This is a genomic window from Desulfogranum japonicum DSM 18378, assembly GCF_000429945.1.
Taxonomy (GTDB): Bacteria; Desulfobacterota; Desulfobulbia; order Desulfobulbales; family Desulfobulbaceae; genus Desulfogranum; species Desulfogranum japonicum.
This window is the reverse complement of record NZ_AUCV01000001.1, coordinates 410,643-429,684: the sequence shown is the minus strand read 5'-3', so window position 1 is coordinate 429,684 and position 19,042 is coordinate 410,643. Positions and strand designations below refer to the sequence as shown.

General features: G+C 47.3%; 15 protein-coding genes. 10 read left to right on the top strand and 5 right to left on the bottom strand.

What is annotated here, in order from left to right:
- Positions 1-103: 103 nt before the first annotated feature.
- From G493_RS0101880 to G493_RS0101870, 3 genes are read right to left on the bottom strand one after another with little or no spacing between them, the layout of a single operon-like run.
- Positions 104-1,123, bottom strand: coding sequence for an ATP-binding cassette domain-containing protein (locus G493_RS0101880; protein WP_028579004.1), 1,020 nt, complete (start codon positions 1,121-1,123; stop codon positions 104-106).
- Entirely contained in the window at positions 1,120-1,821 is a 702-nt protein-coding gene (locus G493_RS0101875) for a GTP-binding protein (RefSeq protein ID WP_028579003.1), read from the bottom strand. The genes G493_RS0101880 and G493_RS0101875 overlap by 4 nt, the downstream gene beginning before the upstream one ends.
- On the bottom strand, positions 1,818-3,032 hold the full coding sequence (locus tag G493_RS0101870) for an ABC transporter substrate-binding protein (RefSeq protein WP_028579002.1): 1,215 nt from the start codon (positions 3,030-3,032) through the stop codon (positions 1,818-1,820). The genes G493_RS0101875 and G493_RS0101870 overlap by 4 nt, the downstream gene beginning before the upstream one ends.
- Before the next feature lie 1,186 nt (positions 3,033-4,218).
- On the opposite strand from G493_RS0101870, the gene G493_RS0101860 reads away from it, so the two are divergent.
- The 6 genes from G493_RS0101860 to G493_RS0101830 all read left to right on the top strand — a co-directional run bounded on the left by G493_RS0101860 (position 4,219) and on the right by G493_RS0101830 (position 13,243).
- Positions 4,219-5,400 (top strand): iron-containing alcohol dehydrogenase, encoded by a 1,182-nt coding sequence (locus tag G493_RS0101860; protein WP_028579000.1) that lies wholly within the window; start codon positions 4,219-4,221, stop codon positions 5,398-5,400.
- An 876-nt stretch (positions 5,401-6,276) separates the two neighbouring features.
- A complete protein-coding gene (locus G493_RS0101855; protein WP_028578999.1) occupies positions 6,277-7,458 on the top strand; it encodes an iron-containing alcohol dehydrogenase in 1,182 nt (393 codons plus the stop codon).
- 476 nt (positions 7,459-7,934) lie between these two features.
- Positions 7,935-9,662, top strand: a complete 1,728-nt coding sequence (locus G493_RS0101850) for an aldehyde ferredoxin oxidoreductase family protein (protein WP_028578998.1) — start codon at positions 7,935-7,937, stop codon at positions 9,660-9,662.
- 12 nt (positions 9,663-9,674) lie between these two features.
- Positions 9,675-9,899, top strand: a complete 225-nt coding sequence (locus G493_RS0101845; RefSeq protein WP_028578997.1) for a MoaD/ThiS family protein — start codon at positions 9,675-9,677, stop codon at positions 9,897-9,899.
- A 150-nt stretch (positions 9,900-10,049) separates the two neighbouring features.
- Complete coding sequence (locus G493_RS0101835) at positions 10,050-11,291, top strand: molybdopterin molybdotransferase MoeA (protein WP_028578996.1); 1,242 nt, start codon at positions 10,050-10,052, stop codon at positions 11,289-11,291.
- Between the two features lie 23 nt (positions 11,292-11,314).
- Positions 11,315-13,243 carry a molybdopterin biosynthesis protein gene (locus G493_RS0101830; protein WP_028578995.1) on the top strand — a complete coding sequence of 643 codons (1,929 nt, stop codon included), beginning with the start codon at positions 11,315-11,317 and terminating at the stop codon, positions 13,241-13,243.
- Between the two features lie 208 nt (positions 13,244-13,451).
- Here G493_RS0101830 and G493_RS27385 read toward each other — a convergent pair whose 3' ends face one another.
- Positions 13,452-14,135, bottom strand: a complete 684-nt coding sequence (locus G493_RS27385) for a HesA/MoeB/ThiF family protein (RefSeq protein ID WP_051308933.1) — start codon at positions 14,133-14,135, stop codon at positions 13,452-13,454.
- A gap of 279 nt (positions 14,136-14,414) precedes the next feature.
- On the opposite strand from G493_RS27385, the gene G493_RS0101820 reads away from it, so the two are divergent.
- The 4 genes from G493_RS0101820 (at position 14,415) to G493_RS31675 (ending at position 18,087) form a co-directional block, all read left to right on the top strand.
- Entirely contained in the window at positions 14,415-15,332 is a 918-nt protein-coding gene (locus G493_RS0101820) for a helix-turn-helix transcriptional regulator (RefSeq protein ID WP_028578994.1), read from the top strand.
- A gap of 47 nt (positions 15,333-15,379) precedes the next feature.
- Complete coding sequence (locus tag G493_RS0101815) at positions 15,380-16,270, top strand: substrate-binding domain-containing protein (protein WP_028578993.1); 891 nt, start codon at positions 15,380-15,382, stop codon at positions 16,268-16,270.
- Between the two features lie 90 nt (positions 16,271-16,360).
- Positions 16,361-17,056 carry an ABC transporter permease gene (locus G493_RS0101810; protein ID WP_028578992.1) on the top strand — a complete coding sequence of 232 codons (696 nt, stop codon included), beginning with the start codon at positions 16,361-16,363 and terminating at the stop codon, positions 17,054-17,056.
- The gene (locus tag G493_RS31675; protein WP_051308932.1) at positions 17,053-18,087 is read left to right on the top strand and encodes an ATP-binding cassette domain-containing protein; all 1,035 of its coding nucleotides are present in this window, start codon (positions 17,053-17,055) and stop codon (positions 18,085-18,087) included. Before G493_RS0101810 ends, G493_RS31675 begins: the two co-directional genes overlap by 4 nt.
- A gap of 22 nt (positions 18,088-18,109) precedes the next feature.
- Here the strand turns inward: G493_RS31675 and G493_RS31670 are convergent, their stop codons facing one another.
- On the bottom strand, positions 18,110-18,718 hold the full coding sequence (locus tag G493_RS31670; RefSeq protein ID WP_028578991.1) for a hypothetical protein: 609 nt from the start codon (positions 18,716-18,718) through the stop codon (positions 18,110-18,112).
- Positions 18,719-19,042 lie beyond the last annotated feature (324 nt).

Sequence of the window (19,042 nt, the reverse complement as noted above, 5' to 3'; positions counted from 1 at the left end):
CCTCATAGAAGGGGTATTTCTCTCCATTGTATCAGAAGTGGAGATATTTATAAAAGCAGTGCAGATAAAAAGGAGGAAACAAGATACGGGGTGAATGGTGGTGTTATTGGAAAAACTGCTGCAAGTCAAAGTCCAGGCGCTCACCTGCGCGGACCTGCTCCCTGAGTCTGTTCAAGCGATGGTCCAATTCAGCCAGCTGCAACAGGCCCTGGCGTTCTTCTTCGCTGGTTTCAATAATGCTGGCGACGCCGCCGTTACGAATAACCAGCCGACGATCTCCGGAGAGGGCAAGCAGAGGATCATGGGTAGCGATAAGAACGATTTTTTCCTCCTGCACCAGTATCTGTAAAGCCTGTCTGCGATCAACCCCGGCATTTTCAATTTCATCAATCAGAACAATGGGTGAACGACTGAGACAAGCTACATCTGCAATCATAAGCGCCCGTGACTGCCCCCCTGACAAAGCGGTTACAGGGGTCTGCCTTGAAAAAGACTCACCTGCAAGGCTCACAGCAGTGGTATACACCTGCTCCACTGTATGTTCAATGTCAACGACCAGACGACTTTCTGCGTGCATGGTGATAAACTCTTCCACAGAAAGATCCATAACAAAATTCATGTTTTGGGAGAGTTGTGCCACAAGCTGTTGTTCTCCGGACAATCGCTGGCGTTGATCAGGAGCCTGGCCATCGAGCAGAACACTACGTCCAGATGGAGTGTCGGCCTGGGCAAGGCATTCAATATCAGCCAGTAGACGACTCTTCCCCGAACCGGTTGGACCGACGACACACACGACCTCCCCGGTACGTAAAATCAGATCCTGTTTCTCAGCCTGCCCGTTCTTATCATATCCGGCTTTAACGGTAATCTCCCGGATTCTCTGGTCCCCCTGAACTTTGAACAGTTCCATCTGGTTTATGAATTCTGCACACTGCTTGCGTAATTCTTCCTGCCCCAGTGAGAATTCCTCTAATTTTGCGGTATCCTGCCCTGCCAAAAATTCACCGAAACCAATTGTACTGTTCGGTAGTGAAATAGCCAGCGCTGCAAAAAAATCGCGCAGGTAGGGATATGTTTGCAGGACCTCTCTCAAAGGACGCTGAAGCAGTTCTTCAAAATTCATGAAAAATCCATGGTTTTCACATTGCCGATCTGGCAATCTTCTCCAATTTGGGTTTCTCCAAGGCAGTAAGAGCACAGTGCTGCCGGCATGGTGAACCGCAATTTCCGCCCTTCAAGACTATCAACTTGGGGCGCCTGCTGAAAATGCTGCTGCAGAAGCAGATTTCCCTGACCGGTAAGCCCGTTAACCGGAAGTACTGCAGCCCTGGAATTTACCTGTCGGACACGAAAAGCAAAAACTTCACGCTCTGCCTGGGAAACAATATCTCCTTTGGTCAGTACCACCACATCTGCAGTTTTCAACATCGGCCCGATCTTTCTGGGGGTGTGTACTCCACTCAAATGGTCTATGACACAGACAGCCATCACATTTCTGATGTGGGGAGAACAACGATTGCAAAGCCCGGCACTTTCACTTATCAACAGATCAAACCCCTTTTTTTTCCCCCATTGCACAGCCTGCTCAATATTGGCGATAAAAAAATGATCTGGGCAGAGGCTGCCGGCAAGACCTTTTTTCACAGTGACTCCTGCCTGCTGATAGCGCACATGATCCTCGCTGGTGAGACAGTCAAACTTGACTACCCCAACCTTGTAGCCCTGGGCAATCAAAGGCTCAATGGTGCGTAAAATAACCGAAGTCTTGCCGCATGAAGGCGGGCCCGCAACCGTAATAAAACGAAACAGCCCTTTACTCATACGATTTGTACACCCGGCATAAAGACACGATCAATCTCCTCATTTAAGGCAAGAAGATCATGGTTGCGCAGATAGTCCCACCCAAGCCAGTACAGAGGTTTATTCTGTACTTCAGCCTGAACGCTTTTATGGGGAACGGGAAAACGGGCTCCGACAAGGGATTGTGCCAATTCAGGACCGGTAAGATAATCAAGCACCGGACGAAGCTCATCAATACGGTCTGCCTTTGTCTGTAGAGTTACCGGACTTGCCAGGGCCCCGTCCTCAGGCCAGATAATTTTAACACGCTCTTGGTGCTTGACCCTGTGTGCAAAAAATTCAGGCATTACATATATCGCTCCAGGCCCATTGGCGTCGATCTGCTTTACCATTTGGGAAGGGTGCAGGCCCTGAAACACATTGGCAGACAATGCGCGAAGCCCGTCATCACCATACTGTTGATAGGTCGGCAACAAAACGGCATGGCAAAAAAATCCATTGCCACCTCTCAACGTGACACTTCGTTTCCACTGAGAGCTGAGTAGATCCTGCCATGTCTGTGGCAATTGCCTCTCACCAATCTGGTCAAGATTTGCCACCATCACCAGTGGATTTATGCCCATGACATGATAATGCCCCAAGGGGTCTATGATCCCGGCATTAGTATACGCCTCGGTAGGATCCACCGAACCGTAGCCGGTAAACAGGCCGGTTTCGACAAATCGCTTGTAAAACCTGTTGCCAAAAAATGAATTAAAGTCGGCTGAAACGATGATGTCGGGTAATTCACTCACCTCATTAATGGTGTTGACAAAGGAATAATATGAAAGCTCCTGATTCACATTACCTTCCACGGCATAGGAAACAGCCATTCCCTGATTCTGCTCCAACTCTTCCAGGAATCCTGTTAAAGCACGACCAAACCCCATTTTCAAACCACAGGGCATCAATGCCAGCAAACTCAACTCTCCCTGCTTATCGTAACTCTCCAAACCTGGGGATTCCACATGTTCTTCAGGAACAATAGCCTGGTGAAGAAGATCTATAAATGTATCTTGACTGATCAGTCGACTGCGCAGTGCTGTAGACAAGGGAAGAAATGGTGACAAAACACGCATACCGTCTTCACTGACCAGAGCACCGAGGCCATGGCTTATAAAAACAGAACGGGTTTCCGGATAACGCTGCACAATTTCGGCAACTTTTATTTCAGGATGAATAACAGACGGCATGGTAACTCCTCATTATTGCGTTGCCAGGATATGCACAAGATACCTGACTCTTCTGGGCGCAGGGCATTACAGCTGATTCAATAATCACCTAATATATGTACTAGTCCCATTAGTCATAACCATTATTCTGTTAATAGCCAAGCGGTATTGCTGCCTTTGCAGAGCTGTCACGATTCGTTTGGACCTGTTCTGAAATAACCTTTTCGCAGTTTCGTCGTCTCCCTGCAAATATTTGCGTTATGCTCAACATTGTATTCTCGGAAGAAGTGCAGGTTCCGCTATCAGGTATATGTCTGTGATAAGACGTGTAGCAGGTCTCGGCAACCCAGCATAGCCCAATTTGAAAAAGCGAAATTGTAGTATGTGCAATCATAACCACAGGTAAAAAATCAGAAAAACATAACCGGGACACATCCACTTTTCTCCCAGTGCAGAAAGGAGAGGAAAGCCAGATAAAGCCCCAGCCATTTTTTATACCAATAGAAAAATTAACCCAACCAAAGACCATACCAATATAACAGCTCCTGCCACCAACTGTACCTTTGCCATTCCATAACCGGACAATTGATAACAAAATATATAAATACAAAAGATTAGCCTCTCTTTGTGCTACAGTCCCCCAACCCCAAGCGCACCCTTTCACCACCTCGCACTGCCGATCCACACGACATACAGGGAAGGCTGACGTCCACCCAGAAAAAAACACACCAGCTATTACAGACTCCAGAACAGAAGCAGCCGAAAGACCCTGTCTCACAGCAACGGGAAATCGGCAATTCATAACATCCTTGTTATTACATAATTTTCCCAGCAACCTGCCGCCACCATACTGCCAACCCACAACACCCATACCACACAATCCACAGGGTGGACTATTACATAGACCTGTTAGCTAAATTAGTCCCATGGAGGATCAAAGCCGTGTCAATTAGACCCATACCCATTTTATCACGCTACAAGAGGGATTCAGAGCACGAGCCTGCGTAATCCCGGTGGCTATGTTCCTGAAATAGTTATGCCATTAGGTCAGTTTGACTTCAAAGCCAACGGAGCACTTCTTTTAACTGACTGTATTTGCACAATTTACAAACATGGCACGGCCATTGCTATATAAGGGTGTTTTTGGATCCAAAGAAGTAAGGGAAAACCACTTATTAAATCTAATAATAGAGAGGATGGTTTAATTATGGCAGTACGTGAAGAAGTATACGGTTACTTTATTCCCAGCGTTACCCTGATCGGCATTGGAGCAGCAAAAGAAATCCCAGGCAAAATCAAAGCTCTTGGTGGAAGCAAGCCTTTGGTTGTAACCGACAAAGGTATCACCGGTGCTGGAATTACCAAACAGATCACTGATCTGCTTGAAGCAGCAGGCATGCCTTGTGTCGTCTATGACGAGACAATTCCTAACCCAACCGACAAAAACGTGCATGACGGCGTTGATATCTATAAAGCTGAAGGTTGTGACAGCTTGATCACCCTCGGTGGTGGTAGCTCCCATGACTGTGGTAAAGGTATCGGACTGGTTGTTGCCAATGGTGGCAAAATTCATGACTTTGAAGGCGTTGATCAATCCACCAAGCCAATGCCTCCTTATGTTGCAGTAAACACCACTGCTGGTACAGCTTCAGAGATGACACGCTTCTGCATCATCACCGACACCAGCCGTAAAGTTAAAATGGCTATCGTTGACTGGCGCGTTACTCCTGGCGTTGCCCTGGACGATCCACTGCTGATGATGGGAATGCCTCCTGCACTGACAGCTGCAACCGGTATGGACGCACTGACCCACGCTGTAGAAGCGTATGTTTCCACAATTGCTACCCCAATGACCGACTCTGCTGCAGAGAAAGCCATCGAACTCATCGCAACACACCTGCGCCCAGCAGTTGCCAATGGACAAGATATCGTTGCCCGTGAAGGCATGTGCTACGCTCAGTACCTTGCTGGTATGGCATTCAACAATGCAAGCCTTGGCCACGTACACGCAATGGCGCATCAGCTTGGCGGCTTTTACGACCTGCCACACGGAGAGTGTAATGCCATCCTGTTGCCACACGTAGAGCGTTTCAACCTGATCGCAAAAATGGATCGTTTCGCGAAAATCGCTCAGCTCATGGGCGAGAACACAGAGGGACTTTCCACCCGTGACGCTGCTGAACTGGCCTTGACCGCTATTCAGAACCTGTCTAAAGACATCGGTATCCCTGCTGGTCTGATCGAGCTTGGAAAACGTTATGGTAAAGAAGTCAAAGCAGAAGACATCGACACCATGACCGCCAATGCTCAGAAAGACGCTTGTGGTCTGACCAATCCTCGTACACCTAAAGATATGGACGTAGCTGCAATTTACAAAGCAGCACTGTAATCGTTCAGTTTTCAGCTGTACAAAAGGAATAGATGAAGCCTATCCTTCCACCGCTTCCACCCCACCCCCCCTTGGATGGGCTTCATCTTGTTTTTTTTCGACATACAGAAGGATTATTGAGTCGTCAGTATCGCAAATGAAGACAGTATTCCACTATGCATGATCCGGGAAAACAAGTTCCTGAAGAAGATGATTGAAAAATAACACTGTTTAATTCTTGTTGTAAATGAACCGGCCCCAAGGCCGGTTCACGATGTACTACTCCTTGGATTGGTAATGCGGGGGCATTTTCTCCTTACACTTCCGCATTACCCCCTTTTGCATAAGTACCTCGCTGTTTACAATTCACTGCATCCCATACGTCAGCCACCAGAAACTCTGCCGCAGACTTGTCGTATATACACTAACCTTAAAAAAACAGCGCGCCACACAGAAGACCTTTACCCTCCTCCGATCAGCTGATTAATTATTAAAAAGTAACATTCAACCGACCGCACAGACCACCCAAAGATCACTCATAAAAAGTCAACAGCTTAATTTCACACCATATTTTTTCCGCAACCTTATCACGTGAAATATTGCCCCACGCACCCGCTTTAACGTGTCACAATGCCCCAGTCTATCAATTAGACCAATATCACAAAGAGTTACCAGTTGCTTTTGCTTCACCGGTTACGCTTTTAATTCTATTTCAACAGCCTGGATAGAGACAAAAAGACAACCCCATATTTCCCCCATTGAAATAACCTCTTGCAATCACTTGATTTATCAAGAATTCTTTTTTGGAACAGATATTGCTAGGACAAACACGTATGTTGGATCTCTAAGAGAGGAGTTGTAAAAGATTAAAGATTTTACACAAGAGGGTGATTCACTATGGCAATTCGAGAACAAGTATTCGGTTACTTCATCCCCAGCGTTACTCTGATCGGCATTGGAGCAGCTAAGGAAATTCCTGCAAAAATTAAAGCACTTGGCGGCAACAAGCCTCTGGTTGTAACGGACAAGGGTATCACTGGGGCAGGCATTACCAAACAGATCACAGATCTGCTTGAGGCAGCCGGAATGGATTGCGTTGTCTACGATGAGACAATCCCTAACCCTACCGATAAAAATGTCCACGATGGAGTTGACATTTACAAATCAAATAATTGCGACAGCCTGATCACACTTGGTGGTGGTAGTTCCCATGACTGTGGCAAGGGTGTCGGCCTCGTTATTGCTAATGGCGGAAAAATTCATGATTTCGAAGGAGTTGACAAATCCTCCAACCCCATGCCTCCCTACGTTGCAGTCAACACCACTGCAGGTACTGCTTCAGAAATGACTCGTTTCTGCATCATTACCGACACTAGCCGTAAAGTAAAAATGGCCATTGTTGACTGGCGAGTTACCCCAGGTATTGCTGTTGATGATCCAGTCCTGATGATGGGAATGCCGCCTGCACTCACGGCAGCCACAGGCATGGACGCTTTGACACACGCTGTAGAGGCCTATGTTTCCACAGCTGCCACCCCGATGACCGATTCTGCTGCTGAAAAAGCCATTGAACTCATTGCAACCCATCTCCGCCCTGCTGTTGCCAACGGAGGAGACATTGTTGCCCGTGAAGGTATGTGCTACGCACAGTACCTGGCCGGCATGGCATTCAACAATGCAAGCCTTGGTCATGTTCATGCCATGGCCCACCAATTAGGTGGTTTCTATGATCTGCCACATGGTGAATGCAACGCTATTCTGTTGCCCCATGTAAGCCGTTTTAACCTGATCGCGAAAATGGATCGTTTCGCAAAAATTGCCCAGCTTATGGGTGAAAATATTGACGGCCTTTCCACACGTGATGCTGCCGAACTGGCACTTATGGCAATCCAGAATCTTTCAACGGATATCGGTATTCCTGCCGGCCTGGTTGAGCTTGGAAAACGTTATGGCAAAGATGTAAAAGCTGAAGACATAGATACCATGACGGTGAATGCTCAGAAAGACGCCTGCGGTCTAACCAACCCACGCGTTCCTAAAGATGATGACGTCAAGGCTATTTACAAAGCAGCTCTGTAAAAAAGCTGCCATGTAGTTTGCTTGTACACAGGCCTACAATACCCTTGCCCATGGCCACTGAATCATGGGCAAGGTTTCTTTGCCTTACATATCAAGAGCTTCCGCTGCACCAGGTAACACTGAATACGTTCAAACCAAGAATACTCACAGACATCACTTTCAACAAGAATTACAACTAGAACAAGAGAGAAGAGAACAATTATAAAATAAAGCCTAAGGGAACAATGGCCTTTTTTTTTATTTTCCCTCAGTGCCCAAGGGGTAAGTTTGCGTTACGCTTGGAAAAACCGCTATTCCGACAAAAAATGACCGATACTTACTTTAAAAGGTCCATTCCTTTGACCAAATGGGTCTGATGGTTTACAATAAACCAGGTAAAAATTATGTATTTTTTACATAAGCCGCATTTTACCTGGCCCGGCAGCGGGTCTGTGTAACACAGAGCCGCAGATTTAACATTATTGAGGAGTTTTCGAATGGCAGACAAAATTTTTCGCGTAAACATGACGGATCTTACCGCCAAGGTTGAAGACGTTCCCGAGGCATGGATGGGCCTTGGTGGACGTGGCCTGACCTCCACAGTTGTAGCTGCTGAGGTTGATCCGACTTGTAACCCACTGGGCAGCAAGAATAAACTCGTTTTTGCTCCGGGCCTACTTTCAGGAACCACTGCCGCCAATTCCGGTCGCCTCTCCTGTGGCGGTAAAAGTCCTTTGACCGGTACCATTAAAGAGGCAAATGCTGGCGGCACATCAGCTCAACTGCTTGCTCGCCTTGGTATCAAAGCTCTCATCATTGAAGGGCAGCCCAAAGGAGATAAGTGGTACAACCTGCATGTAACCGAAGATGGTGTAACCATCAATGAAGAAACAGAAACCCTTGGCATGGGCAACTTTAAAGTTGTTGAAACCATCAATGAGAGATTGGGAGCAAAAACCGGTGTCATCACCATCGGGCCTGCCGGTGAAATGAAAATGCTGGCTGCCAACATCTCTGTCAAGGATCCAGACAACCACATTCGTTCCAACGGACGTGGTGGACTCGGCGCGGTCATGGGCTCTAAAAAAATTAAGTTCATTTCCGTTGAGCCAACCATGAACAAAGTAGAGATTGCAGACCCAGAAGCATTTAAAACTGCCAATCGCACTTTTGCCAAAGCTCTTGTCGACAACCCCATCACCCAGGCCCTTGCCCAGTACGGTACCAATGTTCTCGTAAACATCATCAACGAAGCTGGCGGTTTACCAACCAAAAACTTCACCCAGGGACAATTTGCCGGACACGAAGCCATTTCCGGTGAGACCATGCATGATACCATTGTGGCTCGTGGTGGTAAACCCAAGCATAACTGTCATCCAGGTTGTGTCATCAACTGTTCACAGGTTTACGCTGACATGCAGGGTGGATACAGAACATCCGGGTTTGAATATGAAACAATCTGGGCCTTTGGCGCCGATTGCTGTATAGATAATCTTGATCAGGTCGCTGAAGCAGACAATATTCTTGACGATCTGGGACTTGATTCCATTGAAATTCCTGTCGCTTTTGCAGTGGCCATGGAAGCCGGTGTACTGGAATTTGGAGACGGTGCAGAAGTTATCCGTATCCTTCGCGAAGAGATAGGCAAAGGAACCCCGCTGGGAAGAATCATCGGTTGTGGAGCCGGATCTGTTGGCCGGACCTATGGCATTACCCGTGTGCCGGTAGTGAAAAACCAGGCTATTCCTGCATATGACCCAAGGGCTATCAAAGGTATTGGTATCACCTATGCCACCTCCACCATGGGCGCAGATCATACCATGGGATACACCATTGCCACCAACGTTCTTGGTGTCGGCGGATCCCTTGATCCTTTGAGCAAAGAAGGTCAGGTAGAGCTTTCCCGTAACTTGCAGATTGCCACCGCAGCCATTGACTCTACAGGTATGTGTCTTTTCATAGCTTTTGCCGCGTTGGATGATGCCACCTGTCTGCCTGCATTGATTGATTTGATCAACGCCCGTTTTGGTATTGGCCTGGTAGCAGACGATGTTACCAACCTTGGTAAGACCATCCTTAAGACAGAACACGAGTTTAACCTTAAGGCTGGGTTCACCAATCTGGATGACCGTCTGCCAGAATTCTTCAAAGAAGAGCCCATTGCACCACACAATGTTGTTTGGGACATCAGTGATGAAGCCATCGATTCATTTTGGGATTTCTAATCCGGAGATACGATGCAATTTAATGTAAAACTGTTCGCCTATTTCCGGGATAATCGATTTAAAGAAAGATTGAGCGAATATCCTGAAGGAACAACTGTTGAGGATGTCATTCGCTCCCTGGATATTGACCTTGAAGAGGTTGGCGTGCTCATGATTAATTCACGCCATTGCACCCTCCAGCAGGAGCCTCAAGAGGGTGATCAGTTAGCAATCTTTCCAGTAGTTGGTGGGGGCTGAGCCCCCACCAACTACTGTCCCAGCTGGAATCACTGCAGTTTTTCTTCCACATACCGAGCTGTTTTTGCTACAATTCCTATAAACATACCGGCACCCATTCTTCTGAAAGAATGGGTAGTCACAGGCCCATCTGCGGATTAAGGTCAGACTATGAAAGATTTCTTTACCCTCACCAGTCCATCTGACGTGCTAAAACTCTACCAACACTTTACCACTTTTACAGAAGAAAACGTTCCCCTCAGCAAGGGACTCGGCAGAATTCTGAGTAAAAACATTTCCGCTCCGGAAAACCTTCCTCCCTTTGCTCGTTCGACCATGGATGGTTTTGCTGTTCGGGCAAAAAACACCTTTGGATGCTCAGAATCTGAGCCGGCACTGCTGAACATCACAGGCGAGATAGCCATGGGTGATTCAGGTCAGCAGCATATGCTGGCTAGCGGTGATACCATGCAAATCTGGACAGGTGGCGAATTGCCCAGAAAAGCAGACAGTGTCTGTATGATTGAATATTCACGAAAACTGGATGACCAAACCGTTGAGCTTTATCGTCCGGTCGCCCCGGGAGAAAACGTCATTCAGGCAGGCGACGACTTCGCCCAAGGTTCACCTGTACTTAGCCAGGGAAAGCAACTGCGTCCTCAAGACCTCGGCATACTGGCAGGATTGGGAATTACCAACATTCCTGTATACCGGAAGCCCGTTGTAGCCATATTGTCCACAGGTGATGAACTTATCCCTCCGGATGCAGAGCCATCACCCGGAAAAATCCGTGACATTAACTCCACCACCCTTGCTGCACTGGTTGAGGAAGCAGGCGCAACTGCCATAAACCTGGGTATCCAGGGAGATGACTTTGACGGCATACGAGACTGCTGTGCAGATGCGTTGGAACAGGTAGATCTTGTACTGCTTTCCGGAGGTAGTTCCGTCGGAAGACGAGACTTTACCCTGGACGTATTTAAATCTCTTCCCAGAGCAGAAATCCTTGTTCACGGCATTTCTGTACGCCCCGGCAAGCCTACCATTGTTGCCAGAATGGATAACAAAGCACTCATTGGTCTTCCTGGTCATGTGGGCTCTGCCATGGTTATTTTTTACCTTTTTGTCCGCCCATTGCTTCATCACTTTACCGGACAGGGAATCAACCACGGTTTACGTGCCATAACGGCCCTTACAGGTGAACAAATACCTTCAGCCATTGGCCGTGAAGAGTATGTTAGGGTCAGGATTGAACCAGCAAAGGAACCTGGCCATCCTCCTGTAATTTTTCCAGTATATGGCAAGTCAGGGTTACTTAAGCCACTTGTTCTTGCCGACGGCCTGTTGCCCATTGGCCGTGATGTGGAAGGCCTGGACAAAGGGATTGAAACCTGTGTTCTACTTTTCCCTTAAATCCCCTAAATTTTGAGCTTGCAATGAAACGTAAAATCTATCTGCAAATGCGCAGCAGGGAAGAGGCCCAGTCCCTGTACCCTTCTCTTCTCGGACAACGTCGAACCCCTCAGGAAACCATCTCTACCCGTTCAGCCATCGGCCGCGTCACAGCTGCTCCGGTGATAGCCCGATTTTCCGCGCCCAGTTTTCATGCCGCTGCAATGGATGGCATTGCGGTGGTTGCCGCAGACACTTTTGGAGCAAGCGACGAAACGCCATGTACCCTGCGTCTTGATACCGGCCAGGCAGAAATGATTAATACCGGCTATCCCATGCCTGAAGGCAAGGATGCTGTTATCATGATTGAAAATGTTGTATTGAGTGAAGATGGATCCACAGGGACGATACGTGAATCTTCATATCCCTGGCAATATGTACGAAAAGTTGGTGAAGATATAGTTGCAACGGAACTTCTGTACCCAACGGGTCACCGTATCACCCCAGCAGATATGGCTGCCATGCTCACTGCAGGTTGTGCATCGGTTACAGTTTATGCAAAACCAAAAGTCACCATCATGCCAACAGGCTCCGAACTTATCGACCTTGATCCATCCATGGATGCGCCACCTCCTGGAAAAACCATTGAATCCAATTCCGCGGCACTGTCCGGTCTGGCAGAACAGGCAGGGGCAGAGGTCACTATTACACCCATTCTCAGCGACCAGTTCGAAACTATACAACAGCAACTTCTCGCGGCAGTTGAGAGTGATGCTGATGTGGTTATAATCAATGCAGGTTCTTCCGCAGGCAGCGCCGATTACACAGCGAAAATTATTGAAGAACTTGGCACTGTACATGTTCACGGCGTAACCATCATGCCAGGTAAACCTTCTATTCTGGGGATGATTCATGACAAACCTGTTATTGGCCTTCCCGGCTACCCGGTATCAGCCATCATTTCCATGGAACAGTTTGTTGTCCCCCTGCTGTCGAGACTCCAGGGAATACATCAGCAGCAACCTGAAACCATTGATGCGGTGTTGGCTAAAAGCCTGCCTTCACGGGCCGGCATAGAAGAATTCCGCCGAATGATTACCGGCAAAATTGGTCCGCATTTTATTACAGTTCCTCTAAAAAAAGGGTCAGGTACTATTACCACCCTTACCCGTGCCAACAGCATGCTGCGTATCGCTTCAGCTTCTGAAGGTGAACAGCAGGGAAAAACTGTACAGGTGGAATTACTCACCCCCAGATCCCGTATAGAGCAAACCTTGATCTGTACAGGAAGTCATGACCTGAGCCTGGATATTCTCCACGATTTTCTGCAAAAACGTGATCCTGCATATCCGCTGGCCTCAACCCATGTCGGTTCCCTGGGCGGTATTATGGCTCTTAAACAGGGCTTGTGTCACATGGCCGGTTCCCATCTACTGAACCCGGATGACGGTTCGTACAACCTAAGTTACATCAAACGCTATTTATCAGACCGCAATATTCGAGTCATCACCCTTGTGCACAGAGAACAGGGGTTTATCGTTCCCAAGGGAAACCCTAAAAACATTGGCTCCATACACGATCTTTTTTCTGAGCATATCACATTCATCAACCGACAGGCAGGATCAGGCACCAGAGTACTCTTTGATTATGCTTTGAAGAAAAATAATTTGGATGGTGATGATATTTTGGGATACGATAGTGAAGAGTACACGCACATGGCGGTAAGTGTCTCGGTTCTTTCCGGAAAAGCAGATGTTGGTCTTGGTATCAAAAGTGCCGCCAGAGCGCTGGGATTGGATTTTGTCCCCCTGGCTGAGGAACGTTATGATCTGCTTATACCTGAAGAATGTATTGAATTACCCATGATCCAGGCTGTTCTGGAAACTATCAGCACTGATGCATTTACAACAGCGGTTGAAAACATGGGCGGATATTCAACCAGGGATACGGGAAAACAGGTTTCTCAAGAGTAAACCGACAACGCTTTGTGGGGAGTTGGCCTCTGTAATTGCGGTAATCCGGGGATGATTGAAGACTTTATAGTACAAGACATCCTGTCATATTTTGATGCCTGCGTAACACAGGCATCAAAATGCTCAGGTTGTATTCATGACTTGATTCTACACACTTCGTGCTTGCGTTGATACATTGACGAAGAAATGCAATGCCAGTGATGACTGCTTAAAAAAGTATCCACTCATTGTCTTTTAAATCAACAGTGCAGTATCGATTGTGGAGTTGTGAGGGAACACGGAGAAGAAGCTTGACTGTTTCAGCTGCCTGAAGACTTGCGATAAGCGCCACTGTAAACGAAAGGACTGACGGCGGGTTAAGAGTTTTTCTGCAGTCCCCCCTTTGCGGGTAGATAAGGGCAAATAAGTCATAGGTTGGCATCTGTACACCAACCTGCCCAAACCAGCCATTGACAGCACCGTGAACCAACGGCACCTGCAATTGGTTGGCCAGGACTGATAAATCTCTTCGTACCTGAATGTCGTCCAGGCAGTCAACAAGTACATCTGCGCCACGAAGGCGCTCCACCGGGACAGCTCTGAAATCAACAGGAAATGGCTGCACCACGGTATGGTTATGTATAGCCTGCACTCGCTCTGCAGCAACAAGAGCTTTATTGCGATTCAATGTTGAGGAACAGGCATTGACCTGGCGATTGAGATTACTGACCGAAAAATGATCAGGGTCAGCAACCAGGAGTTTTCCCACACCTACGCGGGCCAACTCTTCAATCACATATCCGCCCAGGCCCCCACAACCAATGACTGCAACCGTTGCCTTTTGAAGGGCCTGTTGCTCATCCGGAGTAAGAGTACCTAAGTTACGTTCAAAGGTCTTGAAAAGTGTATCCACAAAATCACTCAAACAAAATAACTATTGAATATTACTCAAAACAAAAACATTACCCCCACAGACAAAAAATGTCAATACAATCGATAAATCAAGTTGTTAATCAACTCTAAACATGGCCGCGATATTATTGCAAGCTACTGTTTGAATGAGTAAGAATCAGTAACTCGTAGTTTGTTTTATCAAAGAATAAGCTAAAAACTTGACCAGGACTTACCATTTCTGCCATTATGCCTCATTATATTGAACCCCATAGACAATTCAAATAGAGGTATCTGCAGTATGGATAAATTACTCACGACAAAAGAAGTTGCCGAGTTTCTCAATATTCACGAGAAAATGGTTTATTCCCTGGTTTCGGAAAAAGCCATGCCGGCAACCAAAATAGCTGGGAAGTGGCTTTTCCCCCAGTACCTGATTGAACAGTGGGTGGAAAACAATACCATCAATTTTCCAGAACATATCCAACCGCTGACATCAAATCAACGTCTCATTGTCCTGGCTGGCAGCAATGACCTTATGCTGGACAAGGCCATTGCTCTATTTAATAGATCCTTCAATGGACACCTGGCTGTTTTTGGTAATGTCGGCAGCGCCGGCGGAGTACAGGCCCTGCGAAACAACCTGTGTCATATTGCGGCCAGCCATTTAATCCAGGACAATGAACAGGATTACAATTTTGAATTCGCTGCCCAGGAATTCACCACCATGCCCGTGATTGTCAATTTCTGTAAAAGGCTCCAGGGCTTACTGGTAAGAAAACACAATCCCATGGAAATAATGTCTGTGGCTGATCTCAATAAGCAGGGAATCCGACTGGTCAACCGATCACTTGGTACAGGCACAAGGCTCTTACTGGACAAGGAATTGAAAAAAGCAGGCATCAAAGGAGAAAAAATTCAGGGGTATCATCACGAAGTTGCAAGACATATGGATGTGGGGCAAGAAATTCTTGCAGGTCGCGCTGACGTGGGGCCTGGAATTGAGGCGGTCGCCAAGGCCCTCGACCTGGATTTCATTCCACTGCGCTGGGAACGCTTTGACCTTCTGGTTGCAAAGGATATTTTCTTTGAGCAGACCATCCAAAACTTCTTTGGACTGTTACTCACTGATGAGTTTCGAAAACTGGGACAAACTGTTCCAGGATATGACCTGAGTATGGCAGGCAAAATAGTCTACCAGAAAAGCGATAAGCACTGAATGGACAGAAAAGAGCCTGTCTCCCCCCAAAAAAAGAAGGAGAAAATATGAAACTATGTAAATTGTTCTTCATTACCCTGGCAGCCATATCCCTAAGTACAGGGTTGGCCACGGCTGAAGATAAGGTACTGAAGATGTCCACTACCACCAGTACCCAGGCTTCAGGCTTGCTGGATGTATTGTTGCCCGCACTGGAGAAAGATACAGGTATACAGATAAAGGTTATCGCCAAAGGTACAGGTGCAGCTATCCGCGACGGTATGGATGGTAACGTGGATGTTATTTTTGTTCATGACACTGCCCGTGAAGAAAAATTTGTTGCTGAAGGCTATGGCACAAAACGCTATGCCGTTATGCACAACGATTTTGTAATCGTTGGCCCGGCAGCGGATACAGCCGGCATAAAAGGACTTCACGATGGTCCGGCAGCCATGAAGAAAATTGCGGCAGCCAAGGCAACCTTCATCTCCCGCGGTGATGACTCCGGGACCCACTCCAAGGAACAAAAACTCTGGAAAGCTTCCGGAGTGGAAACACAAACAACAGATTTTACCATTACCAAAAAAGGCAAAACCGTTACGATCAGTGCCCTTCGACCTGCAGACAGTGCAGAATGGTACCTTTCCATTGGCCAGGGTATGGGTAAGACCTTAACCATGGCTGATGAGAAACAGGCATATACCATGGCTGATCGCGGCACCTATATCAAGTATAAATATGGCCGTGATATACCCATTGAGCTTGAAGTCCTCTGTGAAGGCGGCGATGACCTGGCCAATCCCTATGGGGTCATCCCGGTCAACCCGGAAAAACACAGTCACGTTAAGGCAGACCTGGCAAAGGAATTTGCAGAATGGATTACCTCTGAAAAAGGCCAGACTGTAATCAATAATTACAAACTCCATGGCCAGCAGCTCTTTTACCCCGATGCCATGTAAGATGTACTGAACTCTGTAAATAGCTCACGCGAGCCATCAGCCCTTCCAATAGCGTTGATGGCTCGCTTCACTTTAGCACCGAGCGCTGCCATGTCGTATTTTTTGGATAGCTTTGTAGCTGCCATAGCTCTAGTCACTTCCCTGAACCCTGAACTGCTGACCATTGTCACGGTCTCACTGACAGTGAGTTCCACCTCAGCATTTTTTGCAACCCTGTTCGGCGTGCCCCTTGGCTTCACCATCGCCTATGCGCAGATCCCAGGTAAACGAGTCATCATAACTCTGTTAAATACGCTCCTTGCCTTACCCACGGTTGTCATAGGACTTTTTGTCTACGCCTTTATTTCCAGGCGCGGCATTCTGGGGCCGCTTGAGCTGCTTTACACCAAAAACGCCATTATTTTTGGCCAGTTCATTCTCATCCTGCCTCTCATCACCGCCCTGACCATTGCAGCGGTAAGCAGGGTTGACGAACGGTACCGCAAAACAGCCAGGACCCTGGGGGCAACCTCTCTACAGACAGCACTTATCATTTTACGAGAAGGCCGCTTTGCCATAGCAGCAGCCATTATATCTGCCTTTGGACGGGTACTCTCCGAGATAGGTATATCAATGATGCTGGGCGGCAATATCAAGGGTTTCACCAGAACCATGACAACCGCCATGGCCCTGGAATATGATAAAGGAGCGTTCACCCTGGCCGTTGCCCTGGGACTGGTTCTCATGACACTCAGTCTGCTGATCAACGTGTGTTTCAATCTTATTCAAGGCAAGGGAACCAAATGAACATTTATCATCTGGAGCACATTCGACAACAATTTCGCGGCCGCGTTGTGCTTGACATCGAGCAACTGGATATAGAACAAGGCAAGATATACGCATTACTTGGACCAAATGGGGCTGGTAAAACTACGCTCCTCGACATTCTTGGATTCCTCAATCACCCTTCCCACGGCCGCCTGTATTATCAAGGAAGGATGGTTGACAGGCGCTCCAAAAACGAAATTCTGACCTTGCGCAGACAGGTGGTCTGTGTGGATCAACATCCTATAATGTTTTCCACTTCGGTCTACAAAAACATAGAATTTGGTCTGAAAATACGCAAGTACCCCTCACCGGAAAGAAAACGCATAATCGATGAAGTTCTGGCCCTGGTTTCACTGGAGAGATACCGTCAGGCACCTGCTCACCGACTCAGCGGGGGAGAGACCCAAAGACTTGCCCTGGCCAGGGCACTGGCATTGAAACCACAGGTGTTACTCTGCGACGAACCTACTGCCAGTGTTGATTCTGAAAATAAAACTGTGATTACCGGGCTGCTGAAACACATTAATGAAGAACTGGGCACAACCATACTCGCAACCACCCATGACCGGCTCCAGGCAGCATCGCTGGCTGATCACACCATTGTGCTTGAAAACGGCAAACTGGCTGCCACCATTTACGAAAATTGCTTTTCGTGCAAAGTGGTTGCGTCCCAGGATCAAAGCATTTCAGCAATAATGCAGGCCAACCTATCTTTGCCATTGGTAGCGACCCATGCAGCCTTAACGGGAAAACGGGGCAGGCTCTGTATTGATCCTTTTGCCGTGCGTATCAATCAACAAGGTCATAGCGGCCAAAAAGCGCTGATCCTTGATTCCACGGTTGTCCTTCTCATGCAGGATGATGAATTCATCCGTGTAATTGTAGATATAGGCGTTCAGATAGTCGTACTTGTTCCTGTAGAAGAGTACGCTGCCATAAACCTGCAAATCGGTGAAAGGGTACAAGTAACCATTCCCCCCAGAGCCATTACCATTTTCCCAATTGATTAAAACAGACCGCATACCCTCCGTATCATTTATCTTTAGCCGAGTCTGTAAACGCTATTTGGATGACCAGGTTTGGAAGAGTTTTCACCTTTTCCAATAAGGTATCAACACTCAGTGCGTCACCATCCAAAACCAGCATATTTGATCGTTCAATAAGATCTTTTCTCCTGGATGCAAAGGCATGGAAGTGCTCACCATGCATGCACACCCCTGATTGCAATAACGGTTCTACAAGATCAGATGCAACTGAATTGAATAATTTCAAGGTGACGTATCCGTCTGTTTCTACCTGGTGTTTTTTCTCCTTTACAGGGCGTGAACGCAACGAGCCATGCATCCCTTCACGTCTGAAAATGGCTCCGGCTAACCCTGGCATGGCAGCTGAAAGTGCCAACGTCTGTCCGGTAGACAGATCCTGTTGCAAGTCATCTGCTGCCACTCCATCCACAAATATTGTCTGCACTTCATCCTGCAGATACTTTTCATTTATGCCAGGCAGATCGAGCAGCAGGCGCATGACCGGAACAGGTTTTTCAACTGAAAGCAGTATCCCATATTGCAACAGAGATGGAAAACCGGCCAAGGTCATGTGATCCAACGAAATCAGCAAATGGGGTGTATTTGATTCTGGCATAGTATATTTTCCTTTTTTTACAGGTAAAATTTTTCTTCATGGCAACGCGTCTAAACAATTCAATGAGGCCACACCAATCTCTGCAAAAGGCGAACCAACTGCAAATATTGGAAAACCCGACCATTGGGCCAATAAAAAACCCTCAGCCGGAGCGTACGTGTCAGTATGACACTTCGCGTTTTTTTGACGTGTCATTACGCCACAAAGCGTCTTTGTGCCCTGTTTTACATATAAAGTAGAAAGAGTTGCTCTACATTTTTGTTTCATCAAAGGCTCACAAAATATATTTGGCGTGACACAAGGCCACATTTTCTTCTTTTGCCT